Origin of the sequence: Burkholderia sp. Bp8994 (genome assembly GCF_003853805.1) — a bacterium.
Taxonomy (GTDB): domain Bacteria; phylum Pseudomonadota; class Gammaproteobacteria; order Burkholderiales; family Burkholderiaceae; genus Burkholderia.
The window spans coordinates 1-16,192 of record NZ_QTQH01000007.1; the positions used below are offsets into that span (position 1 = coordinate 1).

Annotated in this window: 16 protein-coding genes; 8 read left to right on the forward strand and 8 right to left on the reverse strand. The window is 70.7% G+C overall.

The window, feature by feature from the left end:
* Together DIE04_RS29705 and DIE04_RS08685 are read right to left on the reverse strand one after the other, a co-directional pair.
* On the reverse strand, positions 1–633 hold a 633-nt coding region (locus DIE04_RS29705; protein WP_185500330.1), incomplete at its 3' end, for a hypothetical protein.
* A 36-nt stretch (positions 634–669) separates the two neighbouring features.
* Complete coding sequence (locus DIE04_RS08685) at positions 670–1,515, reverse strand: aldo/keto reductase (RefSeq protein WP_124523007.1); 846 nt, start codon at positions 1,513–1,515, stop codon at positions 670–672.
* Between the two features lie 168 nt (positions 1,516–1,683).
* Here DIE04_RS08685 and DIE04_RS08690 point away from each other — a divergent pair, with 168 nt between their 5' ends.
* Positions 1,684–2,430, forward strand: coding sequence for a GntR family transcriptional regulator (locus tag DIE04_RS08690; RefSeq protein WP_044845577.1), 747 nt, complete (start codon positions 1,684–1,686; stop codon positions 2,428–2,430).
* Positions 2,431–2,467: 37 nt separating this feature from the next.
* On the opposite strand, the gene DIE04_RS08695 is transcribed toward DIE04_RS08690, so the two are convergent.
* Positions 2,468–3,859, reverse strand: a complete 1,392-nt coding sequence (locus tag DIE04_RS08695) for a CoA transferase (protein ID WP_124523005.1) — start codon at positions 3,857–3,859, stop codon at positions 2,468–2,470.
* A gap of 139 nt (positions 3,860–3,998) precedes the next feature.
* Here DIE04_RS08695 and DIE04_RS08700 point away from each other — a divergent pair, with 139 nt between their 5' ends.
* Positions 3,999–5,231 carry a citrate/2-methylcitrate synthase gene (locus DIE04_RS08700; protein ID WP_124523003.1) on the forward strand — a complete coding sequence of 411 codons (1,233 nt, stop codon included), beginning with the start codon at positions 3,999–4,001 and terminating at the stop codon, positions 5,229–5,231.
* Here DIE04_RS08700 and DIE04_RS08705 read toward each other — a convergent pair.
* Positions 5,204–5,527 carry a DUF2917 domain-containing protein gene (locus DIE04_RS08705; protein WP_124523001.1) on the reverse strand — a complete coding sequence of 108 codons (324 nt, stop codon included), beginning with the start codon at positions 5,525–5,527 and terminating at the stop codon, positions 5,204–5,206. The two genes, DIE04_RS08700 and DIE04_RS08705, sit on opposite strands and share 28 nt — an antisense overlap.
* A 191-nt stretch (positions 5,528–5,718) precedes the next feature.
* Between DIE04_RS08705 and mdtD the strand changes: the two genes are divergently transcribed.
* Together mdtD and DIE04_RS08720 are read left to right on the forward strand one after the other, a co-directional pair.
* Positions 5,719–7,158, forward strand: a complete 1,440-nt coding sequence (gene mdtD, locus DIE04_RS08715) for a multidrug transporter subunit MdtD (RefSeq protein ID WP_044845573.1) — start codon at positions 5,719–5,721, stop codon at positions 7,156–7,158.
* Positions 7,159–7,338: 180 nt separating this feature from the next.
* Positions 7,339–8,613 carry an EAL domain-containing protein gene (locus DIE04_RS08720; protein ID WP_044845572.1) on the forward strand — a complete coding sequence of 425 codons (1,275 nt, stop codon included), beginning with the start codon at positions 7,339–7,341 and terminating at the stop codon, positions 8,611–8,613.
* Between the two features lie 16 nt (positions 8,614–8,629).
* Here the strand turns inward: DIE04_RS08720 and DIE04_RS08725 are convergent, their stop codons facing one another.
* Together DIE04_RS08725 and DIE04_RS08730 are read right to left on the reverse strand one after the other, a co-directional pair.
* The gene (locus DIE04_RS08725) at positions 8,630–9,244 is read right to left on the reverse strand and encodes a bifunctional 2-polyprenyl-6-hydroxyphenol methylase/3-demethylubiquinol 3-O-methyltransferase UbiG (protein ID WP_124486980.1); all 615 of its coding nucleotides are present in this window, start codon (positions 9,242–9,244) and stop codon (positions 8,630–8,632) included.
* Between the two features lie 240 nt (positions 9,245–9,484).
* Entirely contained in the window at positions 9,485–10,009 is a 525-nt protein-coding gene (locus DIE04_RS08730) for a DUF962 domain-containing protein (RefSeq protein WP_124523000.1), read from the reverse strand.
* Positions 10,010–10,090: 81 nt separating this feature from the next.
* Between DIE04_RS08730 and DIE04_RS08735 the strand changes: the two genes are divergently transcribed.
* Both DIE04_RS08735 and chrA read left to right on the forward strand, forming a co-directional pair.
* Positions 10,091–10,798: a Crp/Fnr family transcriptional regulator gene (locus tag DIE04_RS08735; RefSeq protein ID WP_044848581.1), complete on the forward strand. Its 708-nt coding sequence runs from the start codon at positions 10,091–10,093 to the stop codon at positions 10,796–10,798.
* A 141-nt stretch (positions 10,799–10,939) separates the two neighbouring features.
* The gene (chrA, locus tag DIE04_RS08740; protein WP_124522999.1) at positions 10,940–12,151 is read left to right on the forward strand and encodes a chromate efflux transporter; all 1,212 of its coding nucleotides are present in this window, start codon (positions 10,940–10,942) and stop codon (positions 12,149–12,151) included.
* 110 nt (positions 12,152–12,261) lie between these two features.
* Here the strand turns inward: chrA and sodB are convergent, their stop codons facing one another.
* Both sodB and xseA read right to left on the reverse strand, forming a co-directional pair.
* Positions 12,262–12,840, reverse strand: a complete 579-nt coding sequence (gene sodB / locus DIE04_RS08745) for a superoxide dismutase [Fe] (protein WP_124486975.1) — start codon at positions 12,838–12,840, stop codon at positions 12,262–12,264.
* A 240-nt stretch (positions 12,841–13,080) separates the two neighbouring features.
* Positions 13,081–14,463: an exodeoxyribonuclease VII large subunit gene (xseA, locus tag DIE04_RS08750; RefSeq protein WP_124522998.1), complete on the reverse strand. Its 1,383-nt coding sequence runs from the start codon at positions 14,461–14,463 to the stop codon at positions 13,081–13,083.
* Positions 14,464–14,913: 450 nt separating this feature from the next.
* On the opposite strand from xseA, the gene lpxK reads away from it, so the two are divergent.
* Positions 14,914–15,942 carry a tetraacyldisaccharide 4'-kinase gene (gene lpxK, locus DIE04_RS08755; RefSeq protein WP_124522997.1) on the forward strand — a complete coding sequence of 343 codons (1,029 nt, stop codon included), beginning with the start codon at positions 14,914–14,916 and terminating at the stop codon, positions 15,940–15,942.
* A complete protein-coding gene (locus tag DIE04_RS08760) occupies positions 15,923–16,126 on the forward strand; it encodes a Trm112 family protein (RefSeq protein ID WP_006750935.1) in 204 nt (67 codons plus the stop codon). The genes lpxK and DIE04_RS08760 overlap by 20 nt, the downstream gene beginning before the upstream one ends.
* The last annotated feature ends 66 nt before the right edge of the window (positions 16,127–16,192 follow it).

Below are 16,192 nucleotides of genomic sequence, written 5' to 3' on the forward strand. Positions count from 1 at the left end.
GGAGGCCACGGCGACGGAGGTCACGGCGGTGGCGGCTCCGGCGGTGGCGGAGGCCACGGCGACGGGGGTCACGGTGGTGGCGGCTCCGGCGGTGGCGGAGGCCACGGCGACGGGGGTCATGGTGGTGGCGGCTCCGGCGGTGGCGGAGGCCACGGCGACGGGGGTCATGGTGGTGGCGGCTCCGGCGATGGCGGAGGCCACGGCGACGGAGGTCACGGTGGTGGCGGCTCCGGCGGTGGCGGAGGCCACGGCGACGGAGGTCACGGTGGCGGCGGCTCCGGCGGTAGCGGAGGCTCCGGTGGCGGAGGTCACGGTGGTGGCGACTCCGGCGGTGGCGGAGGCCACGGTGGCGGTGGTTCCGGCGGTGGTTCCGGCGGTGGTTCCGGCGGCGGTTCCGGCGGTGGTTCCGGCGGTGGTTCCGGCGGTGGTTCCGGTGGCGGTTCCGGCGGTGGTTCCGGCGGTGGTTCCGGCGGCGGCGGCCATGGCACCGGCGGTCACGGCAACGGCGGTGGCAACGGTAATGGCAACGGTAGCGGCGGCGCTGGCAACGGTGGCGCCAACGGCGTCGGCAATGGCAATGGAAGCGGCAGTGCCGGCGGCAATGGCGGCAACGGCGGATCGTCCAGTGGTCATGGCCACTGACCGACGCGTCGCCTGCCCCCGACGCGGTCAGAGCATTTCGAGCGCGCGCTTGCTGCGCGGCGGACGGAAGTACCCGTCGAGTTGCGCGCGCTCGTCATCGCTCAACACGAGATCGAGCGCGGCGCGATTGTCGCGCACGTGCTCGATCCGCGACGTCTTCGGAATCGCGAACACGCCCGGCTGCGCAAGCACCCAGGCGAGTGCGACGCGCGTGACCGACACACCGCGCTGCCGCGCGATTTCATCGAGCGGAGAACGCTTCGGCAGCCGTCCGTGATCGACCGGACTGTAGGCCATCGCCGGCATCCGATGATCGGCGAGCCACGGCAGCAGGTCGAATTCCGGGCCGCGCCGCGCGATGTTGTAGAGAATCTGGTTGGTCGCGCACGCGCCCCCGCCCGCCTCGTCGACGAGCTCGGCCATGTCGGCCGTATCGAAGTTGCTGACGCCCCAGTGGCGGATCTTGCCCGCGCGTCGCAGCGCCTCGAACCCCTCGACGGTCTCCTCGAGCGGCACCGAACCACGCCAGTGGAGCAGGTACAGGTCGAGACGATCGGTACGCAGACGCTTGAGGCTCGCGTCGCACGCGGCGACGACGCCGCGCCGGCTCGCATGATGCGGATACACCTTGCTGACCAGGAACACGTCGTCGCGCAGGCCGGCGAGCGCCTCGCCGACGAGTGCCTCGGTCGCACCGTCACCGTACATCTCGGCGGTATCGACCAGCGTCATCCCGAGATCGATCCCCTCGCGCAATGCGGCGATCTCGTCCGCCCGGCGCGCGGGCCGCTCGCCCATTTCCCAGGTGCCCAGGCCGAGTTTCGGAATCGTCTCACCGTCCGGCAGGACGACCGTGGCGATCGTGTCTGTCATGTGCTCCTCGCTGCGGATTCGTGGCCGCGCACCCGCGGCCGAAGCATCAAATACGACGCATCAGTGTAGTCAATCGGTGCGGCGTCCACCTGTTACACGGCAAAAACCGGCTATAACGGCACCGCATGATGACTTAGAATGGCCGGCACCCTGATCGATACCCATTCCATGAAGGCACCCACGGACGACCGCTGGCAGGACCTGCGCCCCGACCCCGACAACGACACGCCGCTCTACCTGCAGCTCGCCCGCAAGCTCGGCGACGCGATCCACGACAATCGCTGGGCGGCCGGCGAGGCGCTGCCGTCCGAACGCGTGCTGTCCGAAGCGCTCGGCGTGTCGCGCATTACCGCGCGCAAGGCGATCGCGCTGCTCGTCGAGCAGGGCCTGATCCGCCGCACGCAAGGGGCCGGCAACTTCATCCGGCCGCGCTACGAGGATCCGCTGTCGCGGCTGTCGAGCTTCAGCGAGATGCTCGAGCGCCGCGGCTTCAAGCCGAGTTCGCAATGGCTCGAGCGCGAAATCCAGCCCGCGAATCGCGACGAAGTGATCCAGCTCGGCCTGTCGCCGGCCGCCTCCGTTACACGGCTGAAACGCCTGCGCCTCGCCGACGGCATCGTGATGGCCGTCGAGAACTCGACGTTCCCCGCCACGCTGATTCCCGATCCGCAGGCGATCGGCGGTTCGCTGTACAGCTATCTCGAAGCGCGCGGCACGCCGATCGTGCGCGCACTGCAGCATTTCCGCGCGGTCAACGCGACCGACGAGATCGCGCAACAGATGGGCATCGCGCCGCACGACGCGCTGCTGCTGATCACGCGGATCGGTTATACGGCCGACCAGCGCGCGATCGAACTCACCGATACCTACTGCCGCAACGACTACTACGACTTCGTCGTCGAACTGCGCAAGTAACGCCGGCAATACTCACGGCGTACGGCGCCGCCGGCGCTCACAACCAGCATGCTTCGTCCGTGCCGAGCGGCACGGGCGGCCTCGAGAAGCGCGGCGGTGTCGCCGACAGGCGTTCGGCCGGACGCACGGCATCGATCGTGCCGAACGGCGACGCGCTCCGGTCGATCCGGTCGCGCACGTCGTCGAACGTGAAATCCGGCGCCCGCAGGCCGTCCGGCACCGTGCCGAACGATTGCAGCCAGCGCCCCGTCTGCGCGAGCGAGAGCCGCACGTGCCAGCTCCCCCCTTGGGTCGCACGGCGCGCGAGCGCGATCATCGCGCCGAACGCCGCGAGATAACCCGTCGCATGATCGAGCGCCTGGCATGGCAGATGGCGCGGGCCGTCCGCGTGCGCGGCGTGCTGCTCGTGCCACGCGATACCGCTCGCCGACTGCACGAGACTGTCGAAGCCACGCCGCATCGACCACGGCCCCGCGTGCCCGTATGCGGACACCGACACGCAGACGATGCCGGGCCGCAGCTCCGCCAGCGCCTGCGGCGAAAACCCGCGCGCCGCGAGCGCGCCGGGGCGATAGGCCTGCAGGAATACGTCGGCGTCGCGTGCGAGCGCGCGCAACGTGGCGACACCGCCCGCCTCGCGCAGGTCGATCCACGTCGAGCGCTTGCCGCGCCCGTTGTCGATCACGAGCGACGCGATGTTCGGCAGGTGCGGGCCGTTGACGAGCAGCGTCTGTGCCCCGTGCGATGCCAGCGTGCGGCCCGCGACCGGCCCCGCGATGATGCGCGTGAGATCGAGCACGCGCACGCCCGCGAGCGGCTGGTCGGGCGCGCCGTGGCCGATCGCCTCGACGGGCGCGTCACCGATCCGCTCGATCTCGAACAGCGGCAGCGACGCGAGTGCCCGTGCCTGGTCGTGCGCCGCCCATTCGTCAGGGATTCTGATCAATGCCGCGCACAGGCCGGCCTCGGCGAGCGCGGTATCGAGTGCCGCGCCGTCCCACGTGCGGATCGCCGCGGCCACGTCATCGCGCTGCGGGCCGCTGCCGAGCACGTCGAGAATCCCGTGCAGGTGATGCGGAAAGTTCGCATGCAGCTGGATCCAGCGCCCGTCGCGCGTTTCGTAGAAGCCCGTCACCGGATGGCGCGGCTCGGGCGGCAGGCCGTCGTCCACGCGCAGGTAGCGTTCGCTGCGAAACGCGACGAGCGCGTCGCGCATCGACACGTCGACGCGCTGCGCGACGCCCGTGCGCAGCCGGTGGCATTCGGCCGCCGCGAGCCCGGCCGCCGCGATCGTCGCCGCGGCGAGCGTGCCGACGTGGAATGCCGACGGCAGCGTCGGGTCCTGCCCCGCCACGGCCGCGCGGGCCAGTGCGCGCGGTTCGCCGTGCGCCAGTTGCCACAAGTGGGTCAATGCGAGTTCGGGGGTCATGGTGGAAGCGCGCCGTGGAGGAGACGCATTCGAGTCTAGAATTCGCGACAGGCGCGATCAATCTTGATTGCGCGAATCAACGCATAACGAATAGTTGTAGCCGGGCCGCGCTTCATGCGCCCCGACAGGAGCGATCGGCATGACGTCCCTCAGCGCGCCGGAAGCCGCCGGCATCCTCGGTGTCAGCGTGAGCACCCTTTACGCGTATGTGAGCCGCGGCCTGCTGCGCTCGCTGCCCGACGGCGCGAGCAAGCGCCGCCGCTACGACGCGGACGAGGTGCGCCTGCTCGCGCGCCGCCGCGCCGATGCAAAGCGCGCGGGCGGCGTCGCCGAACGCTCGCTCGACTGGGGCGTGCCCGTGCTCGAATCGCGGATCACGCAAATCGCCGACGGGCGCCTGCACTATCGCGGCGCCGATGCGATCGCGCTCGCGAACGACGCGACGCTCGAGGAAACGGCGGCCCGCCTGTGGGATTGTCCGCCCGCGCGGCTCGCTGCGGCAGCGCTTGCATCGACCGGTTTCGACGCCGCCCAGTGGGAAGACTGGGCCCGCCGCTGGGCCCATCTCGCGCCGCTCGAGCGCACGCTGGTGCTGCTCCCCGCCGCGGCCGCCTCGCTGCCGCGCCTGTGGGCGCAGGGGCGCGACGCGCAGTTCGACGCGGCCACGCTGCTGCTGCGCGTGACGACGGCCGCGCTGGCCGGCATCGCACCGGGCGACGCGCCCGTGCATCGACAGCTCGCCGCCGCGTGGCGGATCCGGCGGCGCGACGAAGCCGACCTGCTGCGCCGCGCACTCGTGCTGTGCGCCGATCACGAACTGAACCCGTCGACCTTTGCGGTGCGCTGCATCGCGTCGACCGGCACCCATCTGTTCGGTGCGATCGCGGGCGGGCTCGCGGCGCTGTCGGGCCCACGCCACGGCGGCGAGACGTTCCGCGCGGGCGCCCTGCTCGACGAAGCCGCGCGGGCCGCCGACCTCGACCGCTACCTCGCGCTGCGCGTCGCACACGACGAACGCGCGGACGGCGCACGCACGGCACTGTCCGGTTTCGCGCATCCGCTCTATCCCGACGGCGATCCGCGCGCACGCGCGTTGCTCGACGCACTACACGCGACGCTGCCCGCCCGGGCACCGCTGCGCATGGCCCGCGCGCTCGCCGCGCGCGTCGAGGCGGCGACCGGCCTGCATCCGTCGATCGATTTCGCGCTCGCGGTGCTGGAGCGCACGCTTGCGCTGCCCGACGGCGCCGCGTTCACGCTGTTCGCGGCCGGCCGCACCGCGGGCTGGATCGCGCACGCACTCGAGCAGTACGCTGACGGCAAGCTCATCCGGCCCCGCGCGCGCTACGTCGGCAGCGACGCGGCTGCCTGAGCGCGGCCGCCGCGCCATGCGGCGAGCCGCCGCCACGCGCTCGGCGCGGCCTGCACGGCCGGCGCCGCCTGCGGGCCGAACGCGAACACCGCGCCGCCCGCCGCCGCGCTGATCCACACGCGCATGCCGGGCAGCAGCGCCAAGGTCTCGCCGGCATGCAACCAGTGATCGTCGGGCCGGCCCTCGATCGTCAGCCACAGACCGCCGTCCGCGACCTGCAACGCGGTGCGATCGACGATCCGCCACCGCCCGGCCGGTTCGTTGCCGTCCATCTCGTAGAGTCGCAGTTCGCGCATGGCCGCCTCCGGGTCGCGTGGGTTCGATGACGCCAGTATTTCGGACCGTGGCGACACACGGACAGATACGCCTGCAGACACTTTCGACTGAACTGTATCGGTCCGCCGCCGGACAGGCGTCCGGACCGATCCTGCGTGGCACGGCGGCTTTGCCTACAATGGCGGCTGTCCCGCGCCACCGGTCCGTCCCCATGTTCCAACGTCCGCCCGCCGCCGCTCCCGGCGAAAAGAACCTCACCATAATGCTCTGGCTCGTTGCGACGGGCTTCTTCATGCAGACGCTCGATGCGACGATCGTCAACACGGCGCTGCCGTCGATGGCAGTGAGTCTCGGCGAATCGCCGCTGCGGATGCAGTCGGTCGTGATCGCCTACTCGCTGACGATGGCGGTGATGATTCCCGTCTCGGGCTGGCTCGCGGACACGTTCGGCACGCGGCGCGTGTTCTTCAGCGCGATCCTGGTGTTCTCGCTCGGTTCGCTGCTGTGCGCGAATGCGCATACGCTGTCACAGCTCGTCGTGTTCCGCGTCGTGCAGGGGGTGGGCGGCGCGATGCTGCTGCCGGTCGGGCGGCTGGCCGTGCTGCGCACCTTCCCGGCCGAACGCTACCTGCCCGCACTGTCGTTCGTCGCGGTTCCCGGGCTGATCGGGCCGCTGATCGGGCCGACGCTCGGCGGCTGGCTCGTGAAGATCGCGTCGTGGCACTGGATCTTCCTGATCAACGTGCCGGTGGGCGTCGCCGGCTGCGTCGCGACCTTCTACTCGATGCCCGACGCGCGCAACCCGGCCGTCGGCCGCTTCGACCTGAAGGGCTATCTGCTGCTGACGATCGGGATGGTCGCTATCTCGCTGTCGCTCGACGGGCTCGCCGATCTCGGGATGCAGCATGCAGCCGTGCTCGTGCTGCTGATCCTGAGCCTCGCGTGCTTCGTCGCGTACGGGCTGTACGCGGTGCGCGCGCCGCAGCCGATCTTCTCGCTCGAGCTGTTCAAGATCCATACGTTCAGCGTCGGCCTGCTCGGCAACCTGTTCGCACGGATCGGCAGCGGCGCGATGCCGTACCTGATCCCGCTGCTGCTGCAGGTGAGCCTGGGCTATTCGGCATTCGAGGCCGGGCTGATGATGCTGCCGGTCGCGGCGGCCGGGATGTTCTCGAAACGGATCATCACGCGCCTGATCACGCAGCACGGCTACCGCAAGGTGCTGCTCGCGAACACGATCATGGTCGGGGTGATGATGGCGAGCTTCGCGCTGATGCGCGACACGGTGCCGGTGTGGGTGAAGGTCGTCCATCTCGCGCTGTTCGGCGGCTTCAACTCGATGCAGTTCACCGCGATGAACACGCTGACGCTGAAGGATCTCGGCACCGGCGGCGCGAGCAGCGGCAACAGCCTGTTCTCGCTCGTGCAGATGCTGTCGATGAGCCTCGGCGTCACGGTCGCGGGCGCGCTGCTGGCCACCTTCACCGGGATGCTGCGCACGGTGACGCCGAGCAACACGCTGCCCGCGTTCCATGCGACCTTCATCTGTGTCGGGATCATCACGGCCGCGTCCGCGTGGATCTTCGCGCAACTCGCGCCCGACATCCGCGGCGGCACGCAGCACAAGACCGATCCGTCCGAACGCGCGTGACGCACGGCGCGCGCCGCCACAATCGCCACGGCGGCGCGCCGCGCACCATGTCGGTGCAGCACGGCTGCACCGCGCGCGCCCTGCCGGCCGCGACGGCCCGCCGCACGGGGCACGATGCCGTGCATGCTTCTTGCTCGCCTATTCTGTAGGTAAACTGGCAGTCTTCCTTCGGCCGACATCATGAGCATGATCGACATCGATCCACCCGGCTTCCAGCCGCCCCGCCCCGTCGCCGGCGACGACGGGAAGCGGCGCACCGTGCTGTACGGCGCATACACCGTGTTCAGCGTGTTCCAGCCCGTTTTCTCGGTGTCACACCGCCGCGCGATCGGCTATCACGCGTCGCTGCGCGCGCACGACGAGGACAGCCGCCAGGTCGCGTCGCACGAGGTGTTCACGCAGGCGGCGCGGCGCGGCGACCTGCTCGAGCTCGGCCGGCTCGCCGAATCGCTGCATCTCGGCAACTTCCACGCGTTCGACAGTCACGACGAATGGCTCTTCCTGAGCCTGCACCCGGCGGCGCTGATGGACACCGTCTACGGCGACGCCCTGCTCGCGAACCTGAAGGCGCTCGGCCTGCCGCCGCATCGCGTGGTGCTCGAGGTGCCCGAGCAGGCGGGCGGCGAGACGCCGCGCTATGCGGCGATCGTCGACGGGCTGCGCAAGGCCGGCTTCCTGATCGCGCTCGGCGGCTTCGGCGCGAAACATTCGAACATCGACCGCGTGTGGCACCTGCACCCCGACATCGTCACGCTCGACCGCGGGATCCTCGCGCAGGCGAGCGAACACTCGCATCTCGAGCGCGTACTGCCCGGGCTCGTGTCGCTGCTGCACGAATCCGGCCAGCTCGTGCTGATGGGCGGGCTCTCGACCGAGCGCGACGCGATGATCGCGCTCGAATGCGACGTCGATTTCGTGCAGGGACAGTACTTCGCGGGGCCGAGCGTCGACCCCGTGCAACCGCAGGCCGCCGCAGGCTGCATGGATACGCTGTCGGCCGCGTTGCGGCTGCGCGTCGCGCAACGCGAGCGCACGCAGGCCGAACGCCTCGCGCCGTATGTCGCCGCGCTGGAGGAAGCCAGCCGGAAGCTCGTCGCGGGCGAATCGCTGATCGACGCGGCCGGCGCCGTGCTCGGGTTGCCGGAAACCGCGCGCTGCTTCCTGCTCGATGCATCGGGCCGCCAGATCGGCGACAACGTGCTCGCGCGCGGCAGCGTCTCGCAGCGGGCGAAGCGCTTCCGGCCGCTGCTGCATTCGGAAGGCGCGAGCTGGGAGCGCCGCCCCTACTTCATCCACGCGATGCGCGCGCCCGGCCGCGTGCATCTGACGCCGCCGTACCTGTCGATCAACGAAGCGCACCTGTGCGTGACCGCATCGATCGCCGCGCCGGCCGCGACCGGCATGCAGGTGCTGTGCGTCGACATCAACTGGGAAGCGGCACTCAGCCGCGAATGAGTTCGCGCGGCCGCGCTCACGCGGCGCCGTCGAGGGCGTTGGCGCGGCGCGCGATCAGCCGGTGCACGCGCTTGCCGGACGACGCGCTGACCACCTCGTGCTCGTCGATCACGTGCATGCCGGCGCCGAGCGCCGCATGCATGCGCGCCGAATCGAGCGGCGTATACAAGCGGCCGCGCTCGTCGCGCAGCGCGCCGTTGCCGGCCACCCGCCAGCTCAGGTACAACGTGCCGCCGGGCATCAGCAACCCGGCCAGCCGCGCGGCCGCCGCTGCAGCATCCGCCTGTTCGAGGTGCATGACGACCGTCTCGCACAACACGTTTCGAAACGCGCCGGCCGGCACGCCGGCGAGCGCCGGCAGCGCAGCCAGCTCGAAGGTCAGCGACGGGTGGCGCAAGCGCGCCTCGGCGAGCAGCGCGGCGCTCGCATCGTAGCCGCGCACGTCGAATCCGCGCGAAGCGAGCCACGCGGCGTCGCGTCCCGCACCGCAGCCGACGTCGGCCGTCGGCCCGGGCGAGAAATACTGCTCGAGCAGTGCATACATGTCGTCGGGGGCGGCCTGGTCGAGCCAGTCCTGCGCGTATTGCGCGGCATGGGCTTCGTAGGCATCGAGAGTCGGGCGATCCACCATGGCGATTGCTCCGCGTACGCGTCCTGTCGTGCGACGCACCCCGCATCTTAGCCGTTGCGCGTCGCGCGTGGGATGGCGGGCGACGCGCGGCCCCGCGCCGCTCGCAGGTCGCCGGCGCGGTCAGTTCGGCCCACGGCGCATCGCCGCGCCAGGGCCGGCCGCGATGCCGCCGCGAACCGGCCGCCGAGGGCGCAGCCGACCGCGTCCGCGCCGAACCCGCAGGCCGGCGCGGCCGACGCGTCAGATATGCGAATGCGCGCCGCCGTGCACGGGCCCCGCGCGCCGCTCGACCTCGCGGCGCACGTCGCCGCGCAGGCCCGCGAAAAACGCGACTTCGGCGACGACGAACAGCGGCCCGACCATCAGCCCGACCAGATCGTCGACGAACGCGGGCTTGCGCCCCTCGAACCAGTGCCCGACGAACTGTACGATCCAGCCGACCACGAACGCGCCGATGCCGATCCCGAGCCATTGCGCGGTCGGCAGCAGCGCGAGCGTCTGCGCGGCCCACAGGCCGAGGGCGAACAGCGCGGTCATGACCGCCCCGAAGCGCAGGTCGAGGCGCAGGTAGAACACCGCGAACGCCACGGCGAGCAGCAGCGCCGGCGACAGCGCGACACCGGCCAGCGTGCCGAGCGCCGGCCGCGACAGCAGCACCTCGACCGCGAACACGATCATCGGAATGCCGACCAGATGCGTCGCGATGTTGCGCGCGTCGCGATGGTAGGCCGCATACTGGGAAAGGTGGTCTTCGAGCGTCTTCATGGCGTCTCCTGAACGATCATTGGGCGCTATGATGCGCGTCACGCCCAGGAACCTCTGTCAGCTACCCGACATCGCGTGCCCATGCCCTCGCCGCTCGCCCCGTACCTGCCGCAGATCGAAGCGCACCCGTGGTTCGCCGCGCTGCCGCGGGCGTTGCGCGACGACCTGCTCGCCCGCGCCGCGTTGCGGCACCTGCCGGCCGGCCACGCGCTGTTCCGCCGCGGCGACCCGCCATGCGGGCTGTATGCGGTGCTGGCCGGCGCCCTCACCATAGGCGCGGTCGATCCGCAGGGCAAGGAAGCGCTGCTGACGGTCGCCGAACCCGTCACGTGGTTCGGCGAGATCGCGCTGTTCGACGGCCAGCCGCGCACGCACGACGCGATCGCGCTCGACGACACGCTGCTGCTGCACGTCCCGCAGCGCGCGCTGCTCGCGATTCTCGACACGACGCCGCAATACTGGCGGCAGTTCGCGCTGCTGATGGCGCAAAAGCTCCGGCTGAGCTTCCTGACCGTCGAATCGATGAGCGTGATGCCGGCCGCGCAGCGGCTTGCCGCACGGCTGCTGATGATCGCCGACGGCTACGGCGGGATCAGCGCCGGCCGCACGCGCATCCGGCTGTCGCAGGAAAAGCTCGCGGCGATGCTGTCGCTCACACGGCAGACCACCAACCAGCTGCTGAAGGCGCTGCAGGCCGACGGCGTCGTGCGGCTGCATGTCGGCGAGATCGAACTCGTCGATGTCGATGCGCTGCGCCGGGCGAGCGGGCTGCCTGACGGCACTCACTGACGGCACGCACTGACGACGCGCCGCCTCCGTCCTGACGCGCCCGTCGTGACGCCATCGAGCGATCGCCGCAACGCCGCATTCCCGCCGTCATCGCTTCGCGCTATCGTGGCGGCTCGTTCGTCCTTCTCCCCGCATACGCGCTTGAACACGTCCACCCTTACCGCCCCTTCCCGCCACGCGTGGCCTGTCTTCGTCGCGTTCCTGCGGCTCGGCCTCACGTCGTTCGGCGGGCCCGTCGCGCATCTCGGCTACTTCCGCGACGCGTTCGTCACGCGGCGCGGCTGGCTGACCGAACGCGCGTATGCCGATCTCGTCGGCCTGTGCCAGTTCCTGCCGGGGCCGGCGAGCAGCCAGGTCGGGATGGCGATCGGCCTGTCGCGCGCGGGTTATGCGGGAATGTTCGCCGCATGGCTCGGCTTCACGCTGCCGTCGGCGCTGCTGATGATGCTGTTCGCACTCGGCATGCACGCTGCGGGGATGCCGGTCGCGGCCGGCGCGCTGCACGGGCTGCGGATCGTGTCGGTCGCGGTGATCGCGCAGGCGGTGTGGGGCATGGCGCGCACGCTGTGCCCGGATACGCGCCGCGCCACGCTGATGGCGGTCGCAGCCTGCCTCGCGCTGCTCGTGCCGGCCGCATGGCTGCAGGTGGCCGTGATCGTCGCGGCCGGCGCGGCCGGGCTCGTACTGTTGCCGCAGCCCGAGCGCGGCGCGCACGATCCGCTGCCGCTGCACGTGTCGCATCGCGCGGGTGCGCTGTGGCTCGTGCTGTTCGCCGCATTGCTCGTCGCGTTGCCGTTCGCGGCGGGCGCGCTGCATTCGCATACCCTCGCGGTGGCCGACGCATTCTTTCGCACCGGCGCGCTGGTGTTCGGCGGCGGGCACGTCGTGCTGCCGCTGCTGCAGGCGGCCGTCGTCGCGCCGGGCTGGGTCGGCGATTCTGCGTTCCTCGCCGGCTACGGTGTCGCGCAGGCCGTGCCGGGGCCGCTCTTCACGTTCTCGGCGTTCCTCGGTGCGTCGCTGCGCGACGCGCCGAACGGCTGGCTCGGCGGGACGATCGCGCTCGTGTCGATCTTCGCGCCGTCGTTCCTGCTCGTCGCGGGCACCGCGCCGTTCTGGGAACGCCTGCGCCGCAGCACACGCATGCAGGCCGCGCTCGCGGGCGTAAACGCGGCTGTGGTCGGGCTGCTGCTCGCCGCGCTGTATCACCCGGTGTGGAGCGAGACGATCGTGTCGCCGCGCGACTTCGCGGCGGCGCTCGTCGCGTTCGTCGCGCTCGTGTTCTGGCGGGTGCCGCCGTGGGCCGTCGTGATCGCGAGCGCGGCGCTCGGCTGGTTGGCGACGGCGCTCGCCTGATCCGGCAAGTGCCACGCATCGATTCCCGCCCGACAAAAACAAAAAAGCCCTCGTGACGAGGGCTTTTCTTCGGGTGCCGCGCGCCGCAACGGCGCGCAGTACGCATGGACTTACGCGAAGTTCTTCGCTGCGAAGTCCCAGTTCACGATGTTCCAGAACGCTTCGACGAACTTCGGACGTGCGTTGCGGTAGTCGATGTAATACGCGTGTTCCCACACGTCGATCGTCAGCAGCGGCTTGTCGGCCGTCGTCAGCGGCGTGGCGGCGTTGCTCGTCGACACGATGTCGAGCGAACCGTCGGCCTTCTTCACGAGCCATGCCCAGCCCGAACCGAACGTGCCGACCGCGGCCTTCGAGAACGCTTCCTTGAACGCGTCGTACGAACCCCACTTCGCGTTGATCGCGTCGCCCAGCGCGCCCGACGGTGCGCCGCCGCCGTTCGGCGACAGGCTGTTCCAGAAGAACGTGTGGTTCCAGATTTGCGCGGCGTTGTTGAAGATGCCGCCCGACGACTTCTTCACGATCTCTTCCAGCGACAGGTTTTCGAATTCCGTGCCCGGGATCAGATTGTTCAGGTTCGTCACATAAGCCTGATGATGCTTGCCGTAGTGGTACTCGATCGTCTCTTTCGAGATGGTCGGCGCGAGTGCGTCTTCAGCGTACGGGAGCGGCGGGAGCGTATGAGCCATGGCGATTCCTTCGTTGAGTATGTAGGGAGGCTGTGTTGAATGCTGCCGAGCGTCCGATTGTAGGCGAGTCCGAATATCCCCGCAAACTCACGGGCATTTATCCGCGGTATGCAGAAAATCGGCGTTCCCGCTTCATCCGGCAGGACCAGAAGACGGATGCGCAGCATCCGTTCCCGCGCCGGGCGCCGGACCATCCGGAGCGCAGGACGCGCGACCTTCGTTCCGCTTACGCCGCCGCCGTCAGATCGTGTCGGTCAGCCGCGGCTGCACGTCGGCGAGCGATACGTCGGCCGAGCCTTCGGCGAGATGCACGGTCAGGCGGCGCTGCGGTTTCAGCGCATTCGGCGCGCGCACCGCGCGGCCGGTCTGCGTGTCGATCAGCGCCGCGTAGCCGCGCTCGAGCGTGCGCTGCGGGCTCAGCACCTCGAGCCGCGCCGCGCAGGCCGACACGCGCGCCGTATCGCGCTCGTGACGGCGCTGCAGCGCCACCGCGAGACGTTGCGACAGCCCGGCGAGTGCCTGACGCGCCTGCGCCGGGTCGGGCCGCGCGCGCTGCCAGCGCAATTGCGCGAGCGCGAAACGCGCACGCGCGTCGCGCACCGGCCGCGACGCGGCCGAGGCGAGCCGCACCGCCAGTTGCTCGACGTGGGTGCGCTGCCGCTGCAGCCGCTCGGCCGGGCTGACGAGCCGGCGCGCGAGCCAGTCGAGCTGCTGCGCGCGCTGCTCGAGCCCGCGTTCCAGGCAGCGCGCAAGCGCGCGCTGCCGGTCGGCCACCTCGCGCAACAGCAACGCGCGCTGCGGACTCGCGAGCTCGGCCGCGCCGGTCGGCGTCGGCGCGCGCAGGTCGGCCGCGAAGTCCGCGATCGTGAAATCGGTTTCGTGGCCGACGCCGCTGACGACCGGCAGTTCGCTCGCCGCGATCGCACGCGCGAGCGCTTCGTCGTTGAACGACCACAGATCCTCGATCGACCCGCCGCCGCGACAGACCAGCAGCACGTCGACCTCGCGCCGCGCGTTCGCCGCCTGCACGGCCGCGACGAGCTTCTCGGCCGAGCCCGCACCCTGCACGGGCGCCGGATAGACGATCACCGGGATGTGCGGCGCGCGGCGCGCGAGCGTGGTCAGCACGTCGCGCAGCGCGGCGGCCTGCAGCGACGTGACGATGCCGATCGCGCGCGGGTGCGCCGGCAGCGGCCGCTTGCGCTCGGGCGCGAACAGGCCTTCGGCCTCGAGTTGCGCCTTCAGCCGCAGGAACGCCTCGTACAGGCGCCCCTGGCCGGTACGCCGCACGGCCTCGACGTTGAGCTGCACTTCGCCGCGCGGCTCGTACATCGTGACGACCGCGCGCACCTCGATCCGGTCGCCTTCGCGCGGCGTGAATTCCGCGTACTGCGCGCGACCGCGGAACATCACGCAGCGCATCTGCGCCTGCTGGTCCTTGATCGAGAAATACCAGTGGCCGCTCGCGGCGCGCGTGAAATTCGACACTTCGCCCGAAATCCACAGCAGCGGAAACGAGCGCTCGAGCATCGTCGAAATCGCGCGATTGAGCGCCGAAACGGGAATCACTTCGTCGCCGCCGCGGGTCGCGCCGGGAGCGGAAAAAGGAGAGTCGGAAAGCATGGGCGGTCGGATGAATGCTGGCGGCGACACGATAGTCCGACACGCGCGCGACGTCCAGCGCCGGCCGCCCGCGCTGCACCATTTGAAAGGTGTCCACACTCTGGCAATCGTCCATCAAAAACGCTTCAAAACCGCGGAAAAACCCAGACGATTCCTCACAACACATTGATTTTTATAGTTTTTTAAACCTTGCAGTTTGATTTGCCGCCGATTCGATGTCCGCCCGGCGGGCGTTTCACGCGGACAGGCCGGGAGTTTTTCACAGAGTTATCCACAGCCCGTTCCGTTCCGGCCCCATCGGGTGCGTCGCCCGGCCGCGCTTGCCGCGCCCGCGTGCGGCGCGCTAGAGTGCCGCCTTCCGAACCCCTTGCGGCATGCGCCGCCCCACGGAGAATCCGTCTTGACGAATCCGTACCACGCCGCGGCGCAAGACGCGCCGCGCCCGGCCCGATGAGCGCGCCCGGCGGCCCGCTCGCGCGGCTCGAAGCGCGCCTCACGCGCGAATGGCAGCGACGCGGCGCCCTCGCATGGGCGCTCACGCCGTTCGCGTGCGTGTTCGGCCTGTGCGCGGCGCTGCGCCGCACGGCCTACGCGCAGGGCTGGAAACAACCGGTCGACGTCGGCGTGCCCGTCGTCGTGGTCGGCAACGTGACCGTCGGCGGCACCGGCAAGACGCCGACCGTGATCGCGCTCGTCGACGCACTGCGCGCTGCCGGCTTCACGCCGGGCGTCGTGTCGCGCGGCTACGGCGCGAACGTGAAGGCGCCCACCGCGGTCACGCCCGCGTCGCGCGCGAGCGCGGCCGGCGACGAACCGCTGCTGATCGCGCGCCGCACCGGCGCGCCCGTGTGGGTGTGCCCCGACCGCGTCGCGGCCGCGCAGGCGTTGCGCGCCGCGCACCCGGACGTCGACGTGATCGTCAGCGACGACGGCCTCCAGCACTACCGCCTCGCGCGCACGGTCGAGCTCGTCGTGTTCGACCACCGGCTCGGCGGCAACGGCTTCCTGCTGCCGGCCGGGCCGCTGCGCGAGCCGCTGTCGCGCCACCGCGACGCAACGCTCGTCAACGATCCGTACAGCGGCGCGCTGCCGCCGTGGCCCGACACCTATGCGCTCGCGCTCACGCCGGGCGCCGCGTGGCACCTCGACCAGCCGGCGCTGCGCCGCCCGCTGTCGCAGTTCGCGCACGAGCGCGTGCTCGCCGCGGCCGGCATCGGCGCGCCGGAACGCTTCTTCGCGACGCTGCGTGCGGCCGGCCTCGCGCCGGCGACGCGCCCGCTGCCCGACCATTACGCGTTCGCCGACAATCCGTTCGTCGACGACGCGGTCGATGCGATCCTGATCACCGAGAAGGATGCAGTAAAATTGGGCGCTTCCTGGCGCGACGCTCGGCTGTGGGTCGTCCCCGTCGAAGCCGCGCTCGATCCTCGCCTCATTGCCCTCGTTGTGGAGAAACTCCGTGGACGCTCGCCTGCTTGAAATCCTTGTGTGCCCTATCTGCAAAGGCCCGCTCCACTATGACCGCGCCGCGCAGGAGCTGATCTGCAACGCGGACAAGCTCGCCTACCCGATCCGCGACGGCATCCCCGTGATGCTCGTCGACGAAGCACGCCAGACCGTCGAAGGCACGCCGGTCGACCCCGCCGGCCCGGCCGGCAGCTAAACGCCGCACCGCTGCACCGGCGCCCGGCCGCGCTTCTTCGCGGCCGCGTGCCGGCCCTGCCGGGCG